Raw genomic sequence first — 17,963 nt, 5'->3', positions numbered from 1 at the left:
TTTTCGATCTTGTGATTGGTTCTAAATAGGTTCTATTATGGCGACATGGATAGAACCAGTCTGATGGCGGAACTGAAGAGCCGCGGCCTGCGCGACGAAGCGCTGACCGGACCGCTCTACAAGCGGCTGGGGCAAGCCCTGACCGGCCTCATTCAGGAAGGATTGTTGAAGCCTGGAACGGCCCTGCCTGGCGAGCGTGATCTGGCTGAAGCGTTGAAGGTGGGGCGCGTGACCGTTCGGACCGCCTATCGCGACTTGATGAATTCAGGCGTGCTCGAGTCGCGACACGGAAGCGGCACATTCGTCTCCAGCAAAGTCGAGCGCATGGAGCAGTCGCTATGGCGACTTTCCTCGTTCTCCGCGGACATGCGCTCACGCGGACGCGCGCCGGCCGCGAGGATCTTGTCGCGGACGGTCAATACGCCATCTCCTGAAGAAGCGTTCCTGCTTGGCCTAGGGCTCGACGAACCCGTCCTTCGGCTTGATCGTCTGCGCCTTGCCGACGGGCTGCCGCTGGCCATCGAACGCGCCGTCGTGCCGATAAAATTCCTTGGTGAAAATGGCGGCGGCGAGGGGTCCCTTTACGAAGCGCTTACGGCAAGCGGTCACCGCCCCGTTCGAGCGCTGCAGAGGCTGACGGCGGTCACTCTCGATCCGTCGTCGGCCGCTGCACTGCACGTGAATGCCGGTGCGCCAGCGTTGCTGATCGAACGTGTGTCGCGCTTGGAAGACCAGCGTGTCGTCGAATACACCCGCTCCCACTATCGTGGTGATGCATATGATTTTGTTGCGGAATTAAGAATTGGAGATGACTTATGAGTGAAACCCATTCGCTGATGTTGCAGGAAGCCGGCCAATCGCCGGAGGTCGTCGCAACACTGCTCCAGAAGGAAAAGCCTGCCTTTGACGCAATTGCGAAGCTGTTTGCATCGGGCGCCCCGAGCGTGGTGACCACAGCAGCGCGCGGATCTTCGGACCACGCCGCGACGTTCTTCAAATACCTGTTCGAGATTACCTGTGGAGTGCCGGTCGCTTCGATCGGTCCGTCGATCGCATCAGTCTACGGCGCGTCTCTGCATCTGAAGGGCGGCATTCACTTCACGGTGTCGCAATCCGGTGCAAGCCCCGACATCATCGCTTTGCAGGAGGCTGCGAAGCATGGCGGCGCAACGACCATCGCCGTCGTTAACGTCACCGACAGCCCACTCGCCAAGCAGGCCGACATTGTGCTCGGCCTCAACGCAGGCCCGGAAAAGAGCGTAGCGGCGACCAAGTCCTTCATCGCCTCGGTCGCCGCCCTTTCCGGCGTCACCGCCGCCATCAGCGGCAAGCGCGATCTGCACGCCTCGCTGGAAAAGCTGCCGGACGCCCTTGAGGCGACCAACGGAATCGATACGAAGGCAGCCGAGGACATTCTGTTTGAGGCAAGCTCGCTCTATACGGCGGGTCGTGGTCCCGCCTTCGCTATTGCGCTCGAGGCAGCACTGAAAGCCAAGGAAACGGCCGGTTTGCATGCGGAAGCCTTCTCGCTTGCCGAACTGATGCATGGTCCGATGCGGCTTGTGCAACCGGGCTTCCCGATTGTCGCCTTCACGCCTGACGATCCGGCATTTGCCAACAACGTCCAGGCGCTTGAGCGGCTACGCAAGCTCGGCGCGACGACCGTGCCGTTCTCCGGCCAGCCGGTCTCCGGTACCAATCTGCAGGTACCGACGACGGGAAGTGGCCTGCTCGACCCGCTCGTTTCGCTGCTGGTCTACTACCGCCTGATCGAGTCGGTAACGCGCCGCAAGGGCTTCGACCCGGACAAGCCGGCCAACCTGCTCAAGGTGACGGAGACGATGTGATGGTTCGCAAGATCTTCTCCGGCGCGCGGATCTTCGACGGTCAGCGCTTTCACGACGACAAAGCGCTCATCATCTCGGGCGGACGCGTCGAGGCCATTGCAGCGGCAGGTGAACTGCCGGACGGCGATCACATACGCTTCGACGGTGGTGTGCTTTCCGCAGGCTTCATTGACGCACAGGTGAATGGCGGTGGCGGCAGGATGCTCAACGACGAGCCGTCGCCCGCCTCCATGTACATGATTGCCGACGGCCATCGACCTTACGGAACGACCGCTCTGCTACCGACGCTGATCACCGATACGGCGGATGCAACGGCGGCAGCGATCGAAGCGGCCAAGGAAGCCGTCAAGACGAACCGCGGCGTCGCGGGCCTCCACCTCGAAGGTCCACACCTGGCACCGGCGCGCAAGGGAGCCCATCTTGCCGAGCTTATGCGGCCGGTCGAAGAAAAGGACGTGAAAGCCTTCATTTCGGCCAAGGAGGCTATCGGCACCCTGTTGGTAACAATGGCTGCTGAACAAGTCACCGCGAAGCAGGTGCGCGAACTCAGCGAAGCCGGCGTCACCATCAGCATCGGCCATTCCGATAGCTCCAGCGAAGCAGCAGAGACGCGCTTTGATGCGGGCGCGCGCGGCGTCACCCATCTTTTCAACGCCATGAGCCAACTCGGCCACCGAGCGCCCGGCCTCGTCGGCGCGGCGATCGATCATCCTTCGGTTTGGTGCGGCATCATCGCCGATGGCCATCATGTCGATCCGAAGGCGCTTCGGGCTGCTCTTCGCGCAAAGCGCGGCGAAGGCAAACTCTTCTTCGTCACCGACGCGATGTCGCTGGTTGGCTCCGAGAAGGACTCCTTTACACTGAACGGCCGTACCGTCCGGCGCGAACGCGGCGGCTTTTGTTCAAAACTGGTCCTATCGGATGGCACGCTTGCCGGTTCCGACGTCGACATGGCGTCCACCATCCGCTATGGCGTGACCTATCTCGAGTTAACGCTCGCGGAAGCGCTTCGAATGGCGACGCTTTATCCTGCACGCTTTCTCAACCTTGAAGGCTACGGGCACCTTTCGCCGGGTGCGCGCGCTGATCTCGTCCACCTGACTGACGCTCTGGAGGTCACGCGGACCTTTATCAGTGGCGAACCGGCGTAGAAGCGAGGACGTGATGACTGCGATCACCGATGCCTATTTTTCCAACCTCATCGGCCGGCTCGAGACCTTAAGGAAGGAAATCGCCGAGCCGATGGCGTTGGCGGCCGATGCGATCCTCGAGGCCGCATGCAACGACAAGCGCGTCTACGTGTTCGGTACCGGCCACTCGCATATGCTGGCGGAAGAGGTGCACTACCGCGCAGGCGGGCTTGCTTTCACTGTTCCCGTTCTCGTCGGCTCCGCGATGCTGCACGAGGGCGCGGTGATCAGCTCCGTCTACGAGCGAACCGAAGGATTGGTGCGACCGGTGTTGGAACGATATGGCATGCAGCCTGGAGACGTCATCATCATCGCGTCGAATTCCGGCGTCAATGCAGCGCCGATCGAAGCCGCCGACTATGGCCGTGAGATTGGTGCGAAGGTGATCGCGATCACCTCGGTCTCCTATTCCAGTGCAGTCGCAAATGGCCGGCGCCGCTTGGCGGACATTGCCGACGTCGTATTGGACAACGGCCTTCCTCCCGGCGATGCGGTGATTGAACTGCCGGGTACGGAGCTGAAGGTCGGCCCAGTTTCGACCGCCATTGGTGCAACGGTCCTCAACGCGATCTTGGCTGAGGTGGCCTCGGAATTGGCGAAAGAGGGGGACGCACCGATTTATCTCAGCGCCAACATGCCCGGTGCCAAGGCGGTGAACGAGCAACTGGTAAAGAAGTATCGGCCCCGCAATCCTCACCTCTAGGTCCATCTGACGCCCGATTGTCAACACCACACCGACAGTCGGTCGTCAAAGTTCAATCTACCGCGCCGGAGCGATGAGGCGCATATTTCGTTCAACAACCACGGCGAGTCCATGTCCCGCCGGCTTTGAAAGGAACGATCCGATGGCCGAGATCATCTTGAATTCAGCGGTCGCCATCCTCATTGCGGCCGCCTTCATGACAACAGCGACAGCCGCCCTTCGCGGCGAAAACCGCGCTCTGCAGAGGGTACCAGTCAGGGCTAAGGCAAGACGCCACCCAAAGGGCTGAAAGACAGCCAAATAATTCCTCAAATCGGCCCCAATATCGACACCGGCTTGAACGACGAATGCCTCGTGGGGAATTTGGAGTGCAGGGCAATGACCAGAATTATCGGCGCGGCCGCAATGTTGACCATCGTCATGGCGGCCTATGCGGCATACTTGAATCCGTACGATACTCGCAGCCAGCAAGGCCGCTATTCGCAGCAGGTCGAGAGCCACGATAACGGCCTTACGGCGTCCATCCGCTAAACGAACAACTGCCCACCATTGGCGCTAAGCGTCGATCCGGTGATGAAGCCTGCGTCGTCGGAAACCAGGAAGACGACGCAGCGCGCGACTTCCTCAGGTTCTCCGAGACGACCCACCGGAATCTGCGGGATGATCCGTTCGTTCAGCACTTTTTCCGGAACCGCGAGAACCATCTCCGTGCCGATGTAGCCGGGGCATATGGCGTTCACGGTGATGTTCTTGGCGGCACCCTCCTGCGCAAGCGCCTTGGTGAACCCGAGGTCACCAGCCTTAGCAGCCGAGTAATTCGCCTGCCCCATCTGCCCCTTCTGGCCATTGATCGAGGAGATGTTGACGATCCGCCCGTAGCTTCGGTCGCGCATCCCGCCCCAGACCTGATGCGTCATGTTGAAAAGACCGGTGAGGTTGGTGTTGACGACCTCGTGCCACTGCTGCGGTGTCATCTTGTGGAACATTGCGTCCCGGGTAATGCCGGCGTTGTTGACTAGGACATCGACTGGACCCAGTTGCGCCTCGACCTTCGCGATACCCTCGCCGCATGATGCATAGTCGGAAACATCCCATTTGAAGACGGGAATGCCTGTTTCGCCATGAAAGGCGTTCGCCTTTTCATCATTGCCGGCATAGTTGGCGGCAACTGTATAGCCTGCATTCTTCAGTGCGACGGAAATCGCGGCGCCAATACCGCGCGTACCACCAGTGACAACAGCCACTCTGCTCATGTTCCGCTCCCTCATTTGAAGGCCCCGCTATTTCGCGGGGCTCAGGTTATAGTTGGACTGCCTGCTATTCAAAGAGCTTCAAAACACATTGCGACACCCATGCCGCCACCGATGCAAAGAGTCGCCAGTCCCTTTTTCGCGCCACGACGCTTCATCTCGAAGAGAAGCGTGTTGAGCACCCGCGCACCCGATGCGCCGATCGGATGGCCGATCGCGATCGCACCGCCGTTGACGTTGACGATCGACGGATCCCAGCCGAGGTCCTTGTTGACCGCACAGGCTTGGGCGGCGAAGGCCTCATTCGCTTCGACGAGATCGAGATCGCCAACGGACCAACCGGCTTTTTCCAGCGCCTTGCGCGATGCCGGGATGGGGCCGGTCCCCATGACCTGCGGATCAACGCCTGCGGTTGCCCAGGAGACGATGCGGACGAGCGGCTGGATGCCACGACGAGCGGCTTCGGCTTCGGTCATCAGGACAGCTGCGGCGGCGCCATCATTGAGGCCGGAGGCATTCGCCGCGGTAACCGTGCCCTCCTTGTCGAAGGCCGGACGCAGCTTGGCCATCGAGTCCAGCGTCGCGCCGTGCCGGATGTACTCGTCGGCATCGACAGTCACGTCGCCCTTTCGTGTCTGGATGACGTAGGGAATGATTTCATCCGCGAACCGGCCGGCCTTCTGCGCGGCTTCCGCCTTGTTCTGCGACGCGACGGCAAATCGGTCCTGCTCGTCGCGGGAGAGCTGCCATTGGCGCGCAATGTTCTCGGCAGTAATGCCCATGTGGTAGCCGTAGAAAGCGTCCGTCAGGCCATCCTTGATCATGGTGTCGACCATTTTCATGTCGCCCATTTTGACGCCGCCGCGAAGATGCGCGGCATGTGGCGCCATCGACATCGACTCTTGGCCGCCGGCGACGATGATCTTTGCATCGCCGAGGGCGATCTGCTGCATGCCGAGCGCGACGGCGCGAAGACCCGAACCGCAGAGCTGGTTGACACCCCAGGCGGTCGCTTCCTTCGGAATACCCGCCTTCATCGCCGCCTGGCGGGCCGGGTTCTGACCTTCGCCTGCCGGGAGAACCTGACCGAGAATGACCTCATCGACTTCCCCGGCGTCGACACCTGCACGCTCCAATGCGCCCTTGACCGCAGCCGCGCCCAATTCGTGGGCCGGGACAGTCGCGAAGGCGCCATTAAATGAGCCAACGGCAGTGCGGCCTGCACTAGCGATGACGATGGATGAACTCGACATGACAATCTCCTCGTTAACTCCACCAGATTAGAGGAAACTGACAAAGCTTCATCGCCGAGTCAAACGACAAGACTGCGTCATCCAATTTTAGGGATCACTTACACTGAAGCAAATTATCTCTGCTGTAAAAGGGCTTGCCGCATCGCACAAAGAGATTGTCACCGGGCTTCGTTTGCGTCTACATTCCTAGGTGGAGGAATTTCCATAACAATCAGACGGGCTTCGGGAGACTGATATGGCGAAGAATGACGGGCAGATCGTAATCAAGAAATACGCCAATCGCCGCCTCTACAACACAGGCACCAGCACTTACGTGACACTGGAAGACCTGGCGGAGATGGTGAAGAAGGGCGAGGATTTTACGGTCCAGGATGCGAAAAGCGGCGACGATATTACCCACTCCGTACTGACGCAGATCATTTTTGAGCAAGAATCCAAGACGGGTAACACGCTGCTGCCGATCTCCTTCCTTCGCCAGCTGATCACCTACTATGGCGACCAGATGCAGATGGTCGTTCCAAGCTTCCTGGAACATTCCATGCGCGCCTTTACAGAGCAGCAGTCTCAGATGCGCGAGCAAGTTACGCGCGCCTTCGGCGAAACGCCGATGGGCAAGAATCTGCAACTGCCGATGCAAATGGTCGAAGATCAGGTCCGCCGCAATACCGAGATGTTCCAGCAGGCCATGCAGATGTTCTCGCCGTTCATGACCCCACCGGCCAAGGAAAGCCGTAAGGCGGAAGCAAAGGACATCGACGAGCTGAAAGAACAGCTGCGCGCGCTTCAGAACAAACTCGATAATCTCTAAGCTCAGAGACCGATCGAAACGTCGCGGCCGGCGGTGCGAATAGATACGGCAAAGCCGCCAATCACATCGATCAATGCAATCGTCATCAGGATGAAGAAAACCTGGGTGGCCGCATCCTGGACGAGAAGAAACTCGACCAAGAACGCGATGAAGACAAGCATCGACAACATATGATTTGTCAGGCTGCCGTCACTGCGCGTCGCCTTCAGTATTTCGAAGAACAGCACCGCAAGCGCGACGACGATGAACAGATCGCCGAGCGACATGCTCCACATGGCTCCCGAAATCATGGACAAAACGATAACGTCGTTTTCCAGTGAAGGAAGCCCGCCGCCCCCCATCAGGCCAAGCATCGACATATTGTAAAGAATGAATGGAATAATCATCAGTGGTACGGCATTGAACATATGGCATAGCTCCCCTCAGCCGGAGAATAGTGCCGTAAACAACCGCATCACTTCAAGATATCACGACAATGTATTTGCCGAGTATTTGCTGATCGAAAAAGCAAAAGGCCGGCACAGGGCCGACCTCGCAAGTCCTACGCAGGCAGAACGCCCGTGTATTATGCGCTTTCCTTCGGCGTCAGAACCTGACGGCCGCGATACATACCGGTCTTCAGATCGATATGGTGCGGACGGCGCAGTTCGCCGGAGTTCTTGTCTTCAACGTAGGTCGCAGCCTTCAGCGCGTCGGCAGAGCGGCGCATACCGCGCTTCGACGGGCTCGTTTTTCTCTTCGGTACAGCCATTTCTCTTACTCCACTTCACGGGCAAACACATCCAACGGCCAGACTGGCGGCCGAAACGACGTATCGCGATTTCGGAAATTTTGCGCGCTTATACATGCCTTAGAGGTACTTGACCAGTCCCCAAGCTTATTTTTTGAAATTCCTGCGATTCACGGCTCAGACCTCGTCTTCCTCGACAATCCAGGGCTCGGATCGCGCCGCCTCTTCCCACTTTTTCCAGGCGGGATGCGCTTTGACGGCTGCAATATAACTTAGCGTGTCGCCGGCCGATACTAGGTCATAAACCTCGAAACGATTGACAACTGGCGCGAACATCGCGTCGGCTCCGGAAAACCCACCAAACAGGAACGGTCCGCCGGAGTGAGCCCGCAAGTCCCGCCAGATCGTCTCGATGCGGGCGACGTCGGCCATCACGCCGTCAGCAAGCGCGATCTTGCCCTTCGGCCGCCGGATATTCATCGGGCAAGCGTTCCGCAGCGCCCTGAAACCTGCCAGCATCTCCATAGAAACGGCGCGTGCAACACCTCGCCTCTCACGCTCCCTCGGCCATATCCCGGCTTCCGGGAAAAGCTCGGCCACATATTCGATGATCGCCAGCGACTGCCAGACACGAACATCGCCGTGCTGAAGCACGGGGACCTGACCGGTCGGCGAGAACTCCTTAAAGCGCGGATTGCCGGCGGCGAAATCGAAAGGAACCAGTACCTCCTCAAAGGGAATGCCGGCAGCCGTCATGGCGATCCATGGCCGAAACGACCAGGAAGAATAGTTCTTGTTGCCGATATAGAGCGTGAGTTTATCCATGGAATCTCCCGTTTACACTACAGGGGCGAACACCAGCCGCTCCTCGAAATGGTTCATATCGTTGAAAGCGCAGAAGGCCGGCAACTTCAAGCGCGGGCGAAAAAGCAGAAATCCTCGCTGGCAGTCCAGTCGCTGGTGGCGGGATTTCCGTTCATCGTATTGAAGCAACGAATGCCAGATGACACTCGTCAACACCAACGACTTATTGCGATATCAATCATAAATGCATCTGATGTAATCGCCCGACCCGCGAGCGCGTCGCTCGATGAGGCCGGCGAGTCGTCGCAATCCCCGACCGGGCTTGCCCGCGTTGCGATCAAAGGGATTGGGGAGCGACACGGCAAGAAGAGCGGCCTGCCGGCTGGTCAGTTTGGATGCCGGCACCTTGAAATGGTGGCGGGCCGCGGCCTCGATGCCATAGATCCCTGGTCCCCATTCAGCAATGTTGAGGTAGATCTCCATCAGGCGCCGCTTCGACCAGATGAAATCCGCCGTCACAGCCAATGGCAGCTCCAACGCCTTGCGCACGAAGGACCGGCTATTCCACAAAAACAGGTTCTTCACCGTCTGCATCGGGATCGTGCTGCCGCCACGGGTCGCCTGGCCGCTCAGTGTATCCTCGAGAAGCATCTGCATCTCGCCCCAATCGACGCCGCCGTGGAAACAGTATTGCCCGTCTTCCGACATCATCACCGACTGAACCAGAACCGGAGAAACGTCATCGAGCGACACCCATTGACGGTCGTAGCCACGCAGCAACAGAAGATCGCGCAGCATGAGCGTGGAAACGGGGTGAACGAAGGGCAGTAGGTAAAGGACGATCAGGACATAGGGAAGGATGACGAGCGCCGCCAGAGCGAGGACGATGCGCATGATCACGGGACGACTCTTAAGCCAAAGATACGCGTGCCTGTGAAGCGGCACGGTCATGCTTTCCTCTCTCTCCGGCGTTATGTCCAATTCCCCGACCCAGTCTCTTGCCCTTCTTCTCCATACCGTTTGCGAACTGGCATTGCCAGAGACAAAGGAAATCTTCGCCGCGCCATCGACAATTCCGTTGCCAGCAGAAGGCGGCTCATGCCAAACAGCGCGCCATGGACGCAAGCACTGAAACATTCGAAGCCAGATTGACGGCCACCGCGCGCGAAATCGAGGCTGTGCTCGAGACGCTGCTGTCGCCATCCGTGTTGAAGGGCGAGATCGCCCGGCCGGAACGGCTGCGTTCAGCCATGCACTATGCCAGCCTGAACGGCGGCAAGCGACTTCGGCCTTTCCTTGTCGTCGAGGTGGCATCGCTGCTCGGCGGCGACAGGGATGCGGCTCTGCGCGTGGGCGCGGCGCTTGAATGCGTGCACTGTTATTCGCTCGTTCACGACGATCTGCCGGCAATGGATGACGACAATCTGCGTCGAGGCAAACCGACCGTGCACATCGCCTATGACGAGGCGACCGCCATTCTCGCCGGCGACAGTCTGCTGACCTATGCTTTTGACATCATCGCGTCCCCCGAAACCGTCCTGCCGGATAAGGCTAAGGTGACGCTGACGTTGGCGCTGGCCCGCGCAGCCGGCATTGGAGGCATGGCAGGCGGGCAGGCTCTCGACCTAGCGGCCGAGAAACAGGCGCCGGATGAACAAGGCATTGTTACCCTACAGGCGATGAAAACCGGCGCCCTCATCCGTTTTGCTTGCGAGGCCGGCGCCATTATCGCCGGCGCCTCGTCAGAGGATCGCGTGCGATTGCGCCAGTTCGGCGAGCGGATTGGCCTCACCTTCCAGCTTGCCGACGACATTCTCGATCTCACCTCCGATGCCGCCACGATGGGCAAGGCGACCGGCAAGGATGCCGGCCGCGGCAAAGGAACGCTGGTGGCGATGCACGGCATGGCATGGGCGGAAGCCAAGCTTGCCGAGCAGGTGCTCGCGGCCGAGGCATTGGTGGCTCCCTACTCGGAGCGCGGTACCATTCTGGCCGAGACGGCTCGCTTCATCGCCGGTCGAAAGAGCTGAAAAGCGTCACCGAGACAATATTTCCGCCAACACATCGGGCACAGTCACTTGCCGGCTGTCGGGAGCCACGTCACAAACAGGTGAAACAACTGACCGCCGGGCACAAGAGACGCAGATGCGTGAGATCCTGATCTATTTGCCGCAGATCCTGCCGGCCTATGTCGCCTATCTGATTGCCGTCATCAGCCCTGGCCCGGCGATCATGGCAATCGTGTCGACGTCGATGACGCATGGCCGAAAGGCAGGCATGACGATCTCGCTCGGCATCTTTGCGGGCTCGTTCACCTGGGCTTGTGCTGCCGCTCTCGGCTTGGCAACAATCCTCCAGACCTATGCCATGGCGCTGCAGATCCTGAAGATCTTCGGCGGCATCTACCTACTGTATCTCGCATACAAGGCTTTCAGGGCTGTGCGCGGCAACGATGATCTGCCGCAGGCGGTCGTGCAAAAGAGCCTTACGACGCGCGCGCTGTTGCTGCGCGGTTATGGCATTCACGTCACCAACCCGAAAGCCATCTTCGCTTGGCTGGCGATCATCGCGCTCGGGATGCCTCAGGGCGCGCCGGCATCCGTCGCCGGCTTGATCATCGGCATGTGCATGACGACCGGCTTTGCCATCTTCATGGGCTACGCAGTGATCTTCTCGACACCACACGCCTTGAAGATTTACCGCAATCTGCGCCGCTGGATCGAAGGGGCTGTGGCCGCCTTCTACTGTGTCGCCGGACTGAAACTGCTGACCAGCCGCATTTGACGGCTTTCTCCGGCCTTATTCCGCAGCGGTCTTCTGCCCGAAGCGCTTTTCGATATAGTCAGCGACCAATGCTTCGAAGTCCGAAGCGATATTCGGTCCGCGCAGCGTCAATGCCTTGGTCCCATCGATGAACACTGGCGCAGCCGGCGTTTCACCGGTACCAGGCAATGAGATCCCGATGTCGGCGTGCTTGCTTTCACCCGGCCCGTTGACAATGCAGCCCATGACCGCAACGTTGAGCGCCTCGACACCCGGATATTTCTCGCGCCAGACCGGCATGTTCTTGCGAATGTCGTTCTGGATGTTCTGCGCCAATTCTTGGAAGACGGTCGAGGTCGTGCGGCCGCAGCCGGGACAAGCCGCAACCACGGGAATAAACTGGCGAAAGCCCATGACCTGCAGCAGCTCTTGGGCGACCTGCACTTCACGGGTCCGGTCACCATTCGGTTCCGGCGTCAGCGATACGCGGATGGTATCGCCGATGCCCTGTTGCAGGACGTAGCCCATGGCAGCCGATGAGGCGACGATCCCCTTGCTACCCATACCGGCTTCGGTAAGACCGAGATGCAGCGCGTGATCGGAGCGTTCGGAGAGCATCGAATAGACGGCGATCAGATCCTGTACCTGGCTGACCTTGGCCGAGAGGATAATCCGGTTGCGCGGCAAACCGATCTCTTCGGCCAGATTGGCCGAGATCAGCGCGGACTGCACGATCGCCTCGCGGGTCACTTGGCGCGCCGAAAGCGGCGAGCCGGCCTCGGCGTTCTGGTCCATCAGTGCCGTCAGCAATTCCTGATCCAGCGAACCCCAGTTCACACCGATGCGCACCGGCTTGTCGTAGCGGATCGCCATCTCGATGATGTCGCCGAACTGCTTGTCCTTCTTGTCCTTGAAGCCGACGTTGCCCGGATTGATACGGTACTTCGCTAGCGCCTCCGCGCAGGCCGGATGATCCGCAAGAAGCTTGTGGCCGATGTAGTGGAAGTCACCTACGAGCGGCACGTCCATGCCGAGCCGCAACAGCCGGTCGCGAATCTTCGGAACCGCTGCCGCACTTTCGTCGCGGTCGACGGTAATGCGGACGATCTCTGATCCGGCCTTGAAGAGAGCCGCCACTTGGGCGACCGTGGAGTCGATATCCGCCGTGTCGGTGTTCGTCATTGACTGAACGACAACGGGCGCACCGCCGCCCACGATGACGCCGCCAACATCGACGGCGACGGATGCGCGGCGCGGCTTCGGATCAAAATCTGCAGCTGAAGACATAGAGAGTTCTTGAACCCCTGAAATTCGTGTCTTTCAGGTGGATCATGCCTGCTTTGTTGTCAACCCGCCCCGCGCATCACTTTTGCTTGGAGCCGTTCAGTGACCGCCGCCCGATATGCCGTCGGCATAACGTGCAAGGTTCGAGAACAGCAGGACGACAACCAGCAAGACAGGCAAAGCCATGAACACGACGCTAAAGCCGATATGTTCGGCCACGAAGCCGATTGCGGAGGGTGCCACCAGCATGCCCGAATAGCCCATTGTTGTAACAACCGAGAGGCCGATGCCGGCGCGGAGGCCGGGAATATTGCCGGCAGCCGAAAAGGCGATTGGGACCATGTTCGAAATGCCGATCCCGCACAGTGCAAAGCCGAGGATTGCAGTTTCCGCATTGGGTGCGAATGCGGCGAGCAGCATACCTGAGATTGCAAACAACGTGCAGATCCGAAGCGTCATCACGCCGCCAAGCCGGTCGCGAACAAGGTCGCCGCCAAACCGCATCACAGCCATCGTCAGCGAAAACGCCGCAAAGCCGAAGCCGGAAAGTGCCACCGACGCGCCGAGTTCCTGACGCAGGTAGAGCGCACCCCAATCCAACACGGCGCCCTCAGGAACCATCGAGAATAGTGCCATCAGACCAATCAACCAGGGCAGCGGCTCCATTGGCAGCCGGAGCTTTTCCTTCTTCTCGTCCGGATGTGGAGGATCTGCGAGGATCATGTTCCAAGCCAGGCCCAGCACGAGCGCTGCCAATGAGGTCGCAATCACCGCATGCCAGAGCACACCAACAGTGGCGATCAGCAAGCCGCCAAGGCCAGCCCCGATCAAACCACCCAAGCTCCAGAAAGCGTGGCACGAGGACATGATTGAGCGACGCATCGATTGCTCGACTGCAACCGCGTTGGCATTCATGGCGACATCCATGGCGCCCATGAATCCGCCAAACAGGAAGATCGAGATCGCCCCTGTCACAACATTCGGCGCAAGCGTCAGCGCCAGAAGTGCCGGCAGCAGGCAAACGGCCGCAATCTGCGCGACAAGCTTCGAGCCATAACGGGCGATTTGTGATCCCGCGATTGGCATGAGAGTAAGCGAACCCACACCAAGAACCAGAATCATTAGTCCCAACTGGAACTTGCTGAGTTGCAGGCGCTCAGCAAATTCGGGAATTTTCGGCGCCCAGCAGCCGACGATGAAGCCGTTGATGAGGAACAGCAGCGAAACCGCGACCCGGTTCTTTGTTATGAAGCCACTTCTGACAATCGGTGCCGTATTAACGTGGTTGTCCATTTTTCTTCCCAAAATGTCTCAGCGCCAGCACTCGGACACGACGCGTTGTTGAATGATGCTTACGTTATGCTTCCGGCTACGATCGTTCTGCAGCCATTGTCGCGATAGCGCGCCAACATTTCCTGGTCCGCGTCGCGTTCGACCACCAGGCATTCGCATTGCGCCACCGGAAGTACGCTATGCGGGGCGGCGGTACCGAATTTGTCGGACGTTGCGGCCACAAGAACCTTCTTGCTTCGCGATGCAGCGAACCGCTTGAATTCCGCGTCTTCGAAGCCGAAGGTTGTTACGCCAGCCACAAGATCAATCCCGCAGGCGCCAAGAATACAAAGATCAGGCGACAGGGCTTCCATGTCGCGCATCGCTTTCGCGCCAAGTGCGCCGCCAACCTGGCGGTCGATCAAGCCGCCGATCAGGATCACATTGACGGCAGGTTTCTCCATCAAGGCAGCGGCGATCGCAGGAGCGTTTGTTGCGGCAGTCAAGGGCAAGTCCATCGGCAGCGCGGTCGCGATTGCGAGGTTGGTGCTGCCCGCATCGAAAAACACCATCGAGCCAGGGGGGATCTGCGACACCGCAGCAGTGGCAAGCGCCACCTTACGATCTCGCGCGATACCCGCGCGATGATTGAGGCTTCCACCGGCAGGCGAAACGGGCAACGCACCGCCATACACACGCTCACAAAGGCCGGCGGCTGCCATTTCACGCAGATCCCGACGTATCGTGTCTTCGGACACGCCGAATTCAATCGCAAGATCTGCTGCAAGCACTCGACCTTCGGCTTGCAGCTTCCGCAGGATGACGCTCTGTCTCTCCTGCAGGAGGAGTTCATTCGTGTTCATGCCGACTTCAGCCCGGTTTAGATAAAATCGTTACAAACATGCATAAACGGATACAAACATGCAGGCAAGCGTCCGGCCTCAGGTCAGCCTTCACAAACTGAAACATGCCGCGCCGAATTCGTGATAAATGAGAAAAATATTTGCAGATGCCGATTGTCTTTGCAGTTTTCTACGCTTCGCAACAGCGGGCTTTTCTGCGATTTTCGCCGCAGCAAACACTCTGGTGAATTGGATAACAAAATGAACCTCCTGAAGACCATCGCCGCCGCAGCACTGATCCAGGCCGCCGCGCTCCTCCCCGCCGTTGCCGGTGAAAATCTCGCCGCCATCAAGTCCGCTGGTGTCTTCAAGATCGGCACCGAGGGGACTTACGCTCCATTCACCTACCATAACGACAGTGGCAAACTGGTCGGCTTCGACGTGGAGATCGGCGAAGCGATTGCCGCCAAGCTCGGTGTCAAGCCGGAATTCGTCGAGGGCAAGTGGGACGGCTTGATCGCCGGTCTCGATGCGAAGCGCTACGACACGGTCATCAACCAGGTCGGCATTACCGAGGCCCGCAAGCAGAAGTACGATTTCTCCGAGCCCTATATCGCGTCGAAGGCTGTGCTCATCGTTCGCGACGGCGACGACAGCATCAAGGGCTTTGCGGATCTGAAGGGCAAGAAGTCGGCGCAGTCGCTGACAAGCAACTTCGGCAAACTTGCCGAACAGTCCGGCGCTGAACTCGTCGGCACCGACGGCTTCGACCAGTCGATCCAGCTTGTCCTGACCAAGCGCGCAGACGCGACGATCAACGACAGCCTCTCCTTCCTCGACTTCAAGAAGCACAAGCCTGACGCTCCGGTGAAGATCGCCGCCCAGCAGGAAAATGCCGACTACTCCGGCATCATCATCCGCAAGGGCGAGCCGGAACTGCTGGAAGCCATCAACAAGGCGCTCGCCGACATCAAGGCCGACGGCACTTACCAGAAAATTTCCGACAAGTACTTCGGCCAGGACGTTTCGAAGTAAGTCAATACAGCCGGCGGCTTGCTGCCGCCGCAACATCCTTTATATGTGCCTGAAAAGCGTTCAGCGAACACTCGCTGGACGCGTCTTTCTTTGGGGATTGCACCTTGCCGAACTGGCTTCACTTGATGGCGGATTCGCTCGGGCCCCTCCTCTGGGCCGGTCTGATCTTCACCATTCCGCTGACCCTCCTCTCTTTCGCGTTCGGCCTCATCCTGGGCCTGATCACCGCGATCGCCCGGCTTTTTGGACCGGCGCCGGTCGCTGCCATCGCCCGCTTTTATGTCTGGGTCATCAGAGGCACACCGCTTCTGGTGCAGCTCTTCGTGATCTTTTATGGACTGCCGAGCATTGGCATCCTGCTCGACGCCTTTCCGGCCGCACTGATCGGCTTCACGCTCAACATCGGTGCATACAGCTCCGAGATCATCCGCGCCGTCATTTCGTCCGTGCCGAAAGGTCAATGGGAAGCAGCCTATTCGATCGGCATGAACTGGCGTCAGGCCATGAGCCGCACGATCCTGCCGCAGGCCGGGCGCGTCGCAGTGCCGCCGCTTTCCAACACGTTCATCTCGCTCGTCAAGGACACCTCGCTTGCGGCTGCCATTACGGTACCCGAACTGTTTCAGGCCGCACAGCGCATCGTCGCAACCACGTACGAGCCGCTTATCCTCTACATCGAAGCTGCGTTGATATACCTTGCGCTGAGCTCCGTTCTCTCGGCGCTGCAGGTCCGCCTCGAGCGCCGCTTCGCACGCTATGGCGGCATGCTGGAGGCAAACGCATGATCGAGCTTTCCCATATCGAAAAGCGCTTTGGCGACGCCGTCATCCTGAAGGACATCAGCATCCGCATTCCCGAGGGCAGCGTCACGGCACTCGTCGGCCCTTCCGGCGGCGGCAAAAGCACGCTGCTCCGCTGCATCAACCTGCTGGAAATCCCAACAGCGGGCACAATCCGCCTCGGCGAGGAGAAGCTGAGCTTTGCACCGGGGCAGAAGACTGCCTGGCAGGCAATCCAGAAGATCCGCCGGCAGACCGGCATGGTGTTCCAGAACTTTCAGCTCTTTCCGCATCAAACAGCCATCGAGAATGTGATGGAAGGCCTCATCACGGTTCTACGGTGGCCGAAGGAAAGAGCCCGGGAACGGGCAATGGAGCTGTTGACGAAGGTCGGCATGGCCCACAAGGCTGACGCATGGCCCTCGACGCTCTCGGGCGGTCAACAGCAGCGCGTCGCAATCGCCCGCGCGCTTGCCCCGTCTCCGCGGGTTCTTCTTTGCGATGAGCCGACATCGGCGCTCGATCCCGAACTTTCGGCTGAAGTGGTCGATGTTCTCGGTCGCCTAGCCAAGGAGGGAACAACGATGGTGATGGCGACGCATGACCTGCGTCTCGCCTCCAAGATTGCCAACGACGTTGTCTTTCTCGAGGCCGGCAGCGTGGTCGAGACGGGAAGTGCACGGAACATTTTTACCGCGCCGGAGCGCGAACGTACCAAACGCTTCATCTCGACAATTAACGCCGCCCATACCTACGACATTTAGACACGGGCGGCGGTAGAGCGTCAGACTGCGCGGGCAGCCTTCAATGCCTTGCCCCACCAGGCAAGCTGGTCGAGCTGGTTCTTGGCGGCCTCGGCGAGGTGAGCGTAGTCGCTCAGGCTCTTTCCGTCCTTGATAACCGACAGGTATTCCGGGAAGGAGATGTGAACGCCGGTCTTCACGGAAACGGCGCTCATTTCGACGAAGATCAGTCGCAATTGCTCTACCGCGCGGGCGCCACCGACACCGCCGTAGCCAACGAAAGCGACCGGCTTGTGGATGAACTCACCGAGGTCGATCGCATTCTTGAGAACGGCAGTCGGGCCGTGGTTGTATTCGGCCGCCGTGAAGATGTAGCCGTCGAACTCGCGCAGCTTCTTTTTCCAGCGCTCCGCCGTTTCGTTCTGGGCTTCGCTCGCGCTTGCCTGACCGAGGAAGGACATCGGATAATCCAACAGATCGAGAATCTCGACCTCGAGTTCAGGCCGGCTTGCGGCGATCTCGGCAATCCACTTGGCCGGATGGTCCGCAAAGCGGCCAATACGCGTGCTTCCGACAATGACGGCAATCTTGAGCTTACTCATATCAAATCCTTTTCATGAAAATGCATGGGGCGGCCCAGAGGCCGCCCCATAGTTTGAT

General features: G+C 59.4%; 22 protein-coding genes. 12 read left to right on the top strand and 10 right to left on the bottom strand.

Going from position 1 to position 17,963, the window contains the following annotated elements:
* Window positions 1-45 precede the first annotated feature (45 nt).
* The 6 genes from FHT76_RS13685 to FHT76_RS13660 all read left to right on the top strand — a co-directional run bounded on the left by FHT76_RS13685 (window position 46) and on the right by FHT76_RS13660 (window position 4,271).
* On the top strand, window positions 46-819 hold the full coding sequence (locus tag FHT76_RS13685) for a GntR family transcriptional regulator (RefSeq protein ID WP_040675493.1): 774 nt from the start codon (window positions 46-48) through the stop codon (window positions 817-819).
* The gene (locus FHT76_RS13680) at window positions 816-1,847 is read left to right on the top strand and encodes an SIS domain-containing protein (protein WP_183863804.1); all 1,032 of its coding nucleotides are present in this window, start codon (window positions 816-818) and stop codon (window positions 1,845-1,847) included. Before FHT76_RS13685 ends, FHT76_RS13680 begins: the two co-directional genes overlap by 4 nt.
* On the top strand, window positions 1,847-2,998 hold the full coding sequence (gene nagA / locus FHT76_RS13675) for an N-acetylglucosamine-6-phosphate deacetylase (protein ID WP_259126920.1): 1,152 nt from the start codon (window positions 1,847-1,849) through the stop codon (window positions 2,996-2,998). The genes FHT76_RS13680 and nagA overlap by 1 nt, the downstream gene beginning before the upstream one ends.
* A gap of 13 nt (window positions 2,999-3,011) precedes the next feature.
* The gene (locus FHT76_RS13670) at window positions 3,012-3,740 is read left to right on the top strand and encodes an SIS domain-containing protein (RefSeq protein WP_183863806.1); all 729 of its coding nucleotides are present in this window, start codon (window positions 3,012-3,014) and stop codon (window positions 3,738-3,740) included.
* A gap of 142 nt (window positions 3,741-3,882) precedes the next feature.
* Complete coding sequence (locus tag FHT76_RS13665) at window positions 3,883-4,029, top strand: hypothetical protein (protein WP_183863807.1); 147 nt, start codon at window positions 3,883-3,885, stop codon at window positions 4,027-4,029.
* Between the two features lie 89 nt (window positions 4,030-4,118).
* Complete coding sequence (locus tag FHT76_RS13660) at window positions 4,119-4,271, top strand: hypothetical protein (RefSeq protein ID WP_183755071.1); 153 nt, start codon at window positions 4,119-4,121, stop codon at window positions 4,269-4,271.
* Here FHT76_RS13660 and FHT76_RS13655 read toward each other — a convergent pair.
* Window positions 4,268-4,993 carry a beta-ketoacyl-ACP reductase gene (locus tag FHT76_RS13655; RefSeq protein WP_183755070.1) on the bottom strand — a complete coding sequence of 242 codons (726 nt, stop codon included), beginning with the start codon at window positions 4,991-4,993 and terminating at the stop codon, window positions 4,268-4,270. The genes FHT76_RS13660 and FHT76_RS13655 overlap by 4 nt on opposite strands.
* Window positions 4,994-5,061: 68 nt before the next feature.
* On the bottom strand, window positions 5,062-6,243 hold the full coding sequence (locus FHT76_RS13650) for an acetyl-CoA C-acetyltransferase (protein ID WP_183755068.1): 1,182 nt from the start codon (window positions 6,241-6,243) through the stop codon (window positions 5,062-5,064).
* 235 nt (window positions 6,244-6,478) lie between these two features.
* Between FHT76_RS13650 and phaR the strand changes: the two genes are divergently transcribed.
* The gene (gene phaR / locus FHT76_RS13645; RefSeq protein WP_016556740.1) at window positions 6,479-7,051 is read left to right on the top strand and encodes a polyhydroxyalkanoate synthesis repressor PhaR; all 573 of its coding nucleotides are present in this window, start codon (window positions 6,479-6,481) and stop codon (window positions 7,049-7,051) included.
* A gap of 2 nt (window positions 7,052-7,053) precedes the next feature.
* On the opposite strand, the gene FHT76_RS13640 is transcribed toward phaR, so the two are convergent.
* The 4 genes from FHT76_RS13640 to mtgA form a co-directional block, all read right to left on the bottom strand.
* On the bottom strand, window positions 7,054-7,458 hold the full coding sequence (locus tag FHT76_RS13640; RefSeq protein ID WP_183755067.1) for a hypothetical protein: 405 nt from the start codon (window positions 7,456-7,458) through the stop codon (window positions 7,054-7,056).
* Window positions 7,459-7,616: 158 nt separating this feature from the next.
* Window positions 7,617-7,802, bottom strand: coding sequence for a 50S ribosomal protein L32 (gene rpmF, locus FHT76_RS13635; protein ID WP_016556742.1), 186 nt, complete (start codon window positions 7,800-7,802; stop codon window positions 7,617-7,619).
* A gap of 156 nt (window positions 7,803-7,958) precedes the next feature.
* The gene (locus FHT76_RS13630; protein ID WP_183755065.1) at window positions 7,959-8,606 is read right to left on the bottom strand and encodes a glutathione S-transferase family protein; all 648 of its coding nucleotides are present in this window, start codon (window positions 8,604-8,606) and stop codon (window positions 7,959-7,961) included.
* A gap of 213 nt (window positions 8,607-8,819) precedes the next feature.
* Window positions 8,820-9,566 carry a monofunctional biosynthetic peptidoglycan transglycosylase gene (gene mtgA, locus FHT76_RS13625; protein ID WP_183863808.1) on the bottom strand — a complete coding sequence of 249 codons (747 nt, stop codon included), beginning with the start codon at window positions 9,564-9,566 and terminating at the stop codon, window positions 8,820-8,822.
* A 134-nt stretch (window positions 9,567-9,700) separates the two neighbouring features.
* On the opposite strand from mtgA, the gene FHT76_RS13620 reads away from it, so the two are divergent.
* Both FHT76_RS13620 and FHT76_RS13615 read left to right on the top strand, forming a co-directional pair.
* Window positions 9,701-10,615, top strand: coding sequence for a polyprenyl synthetase family protein (locus FHT76_RS13620; protein ID WP_183863809.1), 915 nt, complete (start codon window positions 9,701-9,703; stop codon window positions 10,613-10,615).
* 115 nt (window positions 10,616-10,730) lie between these two features.
* Entirely contained in the window at window positions 10,731-11,369 is a 639-nt protein-coding gene (locus FHT76_RS13615; RefSeq protein WP_259185624.1) for a LysE family translocator, read from the top strand.
* A 15-nt stretch (window positions 11,370-11,384) separates the two neighbouring features.
* Here FHT76_RS13615 and ispG read toward each other — a convergent pair whose 3' ends face one another.
* The 3 genes from ispG to FHT76_RS13600 all read right to left on the bottom strand — a co-directional run bounded on the left by ispG (window position 11,385) and on the right by FHT76_RS13600 (window position 14,767).
* Complete coding sequence (ispG, locus tag FHT76_RS13610; RefSeq protein WP_183755057.1) at window positions 11,385-12,635, bottom strand: flavodoxin-dependent (E)-4-hydroxy-3-methylbut-2-enyl-diphosphate synthase; 1,251 nt, start codon at window positions 12,633-12,635, stop codon at window positions 11,385-11,387.
* 96 nt (window positions 12,636-12,731) lie between these two features.
* Window positions 12,732-13,925, bottom strand: a complete 1,194-nt coding sequence (locus FHT76_RS13605; protein ID WP_259126921.1) for an MFS transporter — start codon at window positions 13,923-13,925, stop codon at window positions 12,732-12,734.
* Window positions 13,926-13,984: 59 nt separating this feature from the next.
* Entirely contained in the window at window positions 13,985-14,767 is a 783-nt protein-coding gene (locus FHT76_RS13600) for a DeoR/GlpR family DNA-binding transcription regulator (RefSeq protein ID WP_183863811.1), read from the bottom strand.
* A 240-nt stretch (window positions 14,768-15,007) separates the two neighbouring features.
* On the opposite strand from FHT76_RS13600, the gene FHT76_RS13595 reads away from it, so the two are divergent.
* The 3 genes from FHT76_RS13595 (at window position 15,008) to FHT76_RS13585 (ending at window position 17,324) form a co-directional block, all read left to right on the top strand.
* The gene (locus tag FHT76_RS13595; protein ID WP_183863812.1) at window positions 15,008-15,781 is read left to right on the top strand and encodes an amino acid ABC transporter substrate-binding protein; all 774 of its coding nucleotides are present in this window, start codon (window positions 15,008-15,010) and stop codon (window positions 15,779-15,781) included.
* Window positions 15,782-15,885: 104 nt separating this feature from the next.
* Window positions 15,886-16,566: an amino acid ABC transporter permease gene (locus FHT76_RS13590; RefSeq protein WP_114714142.1), complete on the top strand. Its 681-nt coding sequence runs from the start codon at window positions 15,886-15,888 to the stop codon at window positions 16,564-16,566.
* On the top strand, window positions 16,563-17,324 hold the full coding sequence (locus FHT76_RS13585) for an amino acid ABC transporter ATP-binding protein (protein ID WP_114714143.1): 762 nt from the start codon (window positions 16,563-16,565) through the stop codon (window positions 17,322-17,324). Before FHT76_RS13590 ends, FHT76_RS13585 begins: the two co-directional genes overlap by 4 nt.
* Before the next feature lie 20 nt (window positions 17,325-17,344).
* On the opposite strand, the gene FHT76_RS13580 is transcribed toward FHT76_RS13585, so the two are convergent.
* Window positions 17,345-17,905, bottom strand: coding sequence for an NADPH-dependent FMN reductase (locus FHT76_RS13580; protein ID WP_183863813.1), 561 nt, complete (start codon window positions 17,903-17,905; stop codon window positions 17,345-17,347).
* Window positions 17,906-17,963: the final 58 nt, after the last annotated feature.

The sequence above is a fragment of the Rhizobium sp. BK176 genome (genome assembly GCF_024808055.1).
The sequence above is the reverse complement of the archived record's forward strand: the minus strand, read 5'-3'. Positions and strand labels throughout refer to the sequence as shown.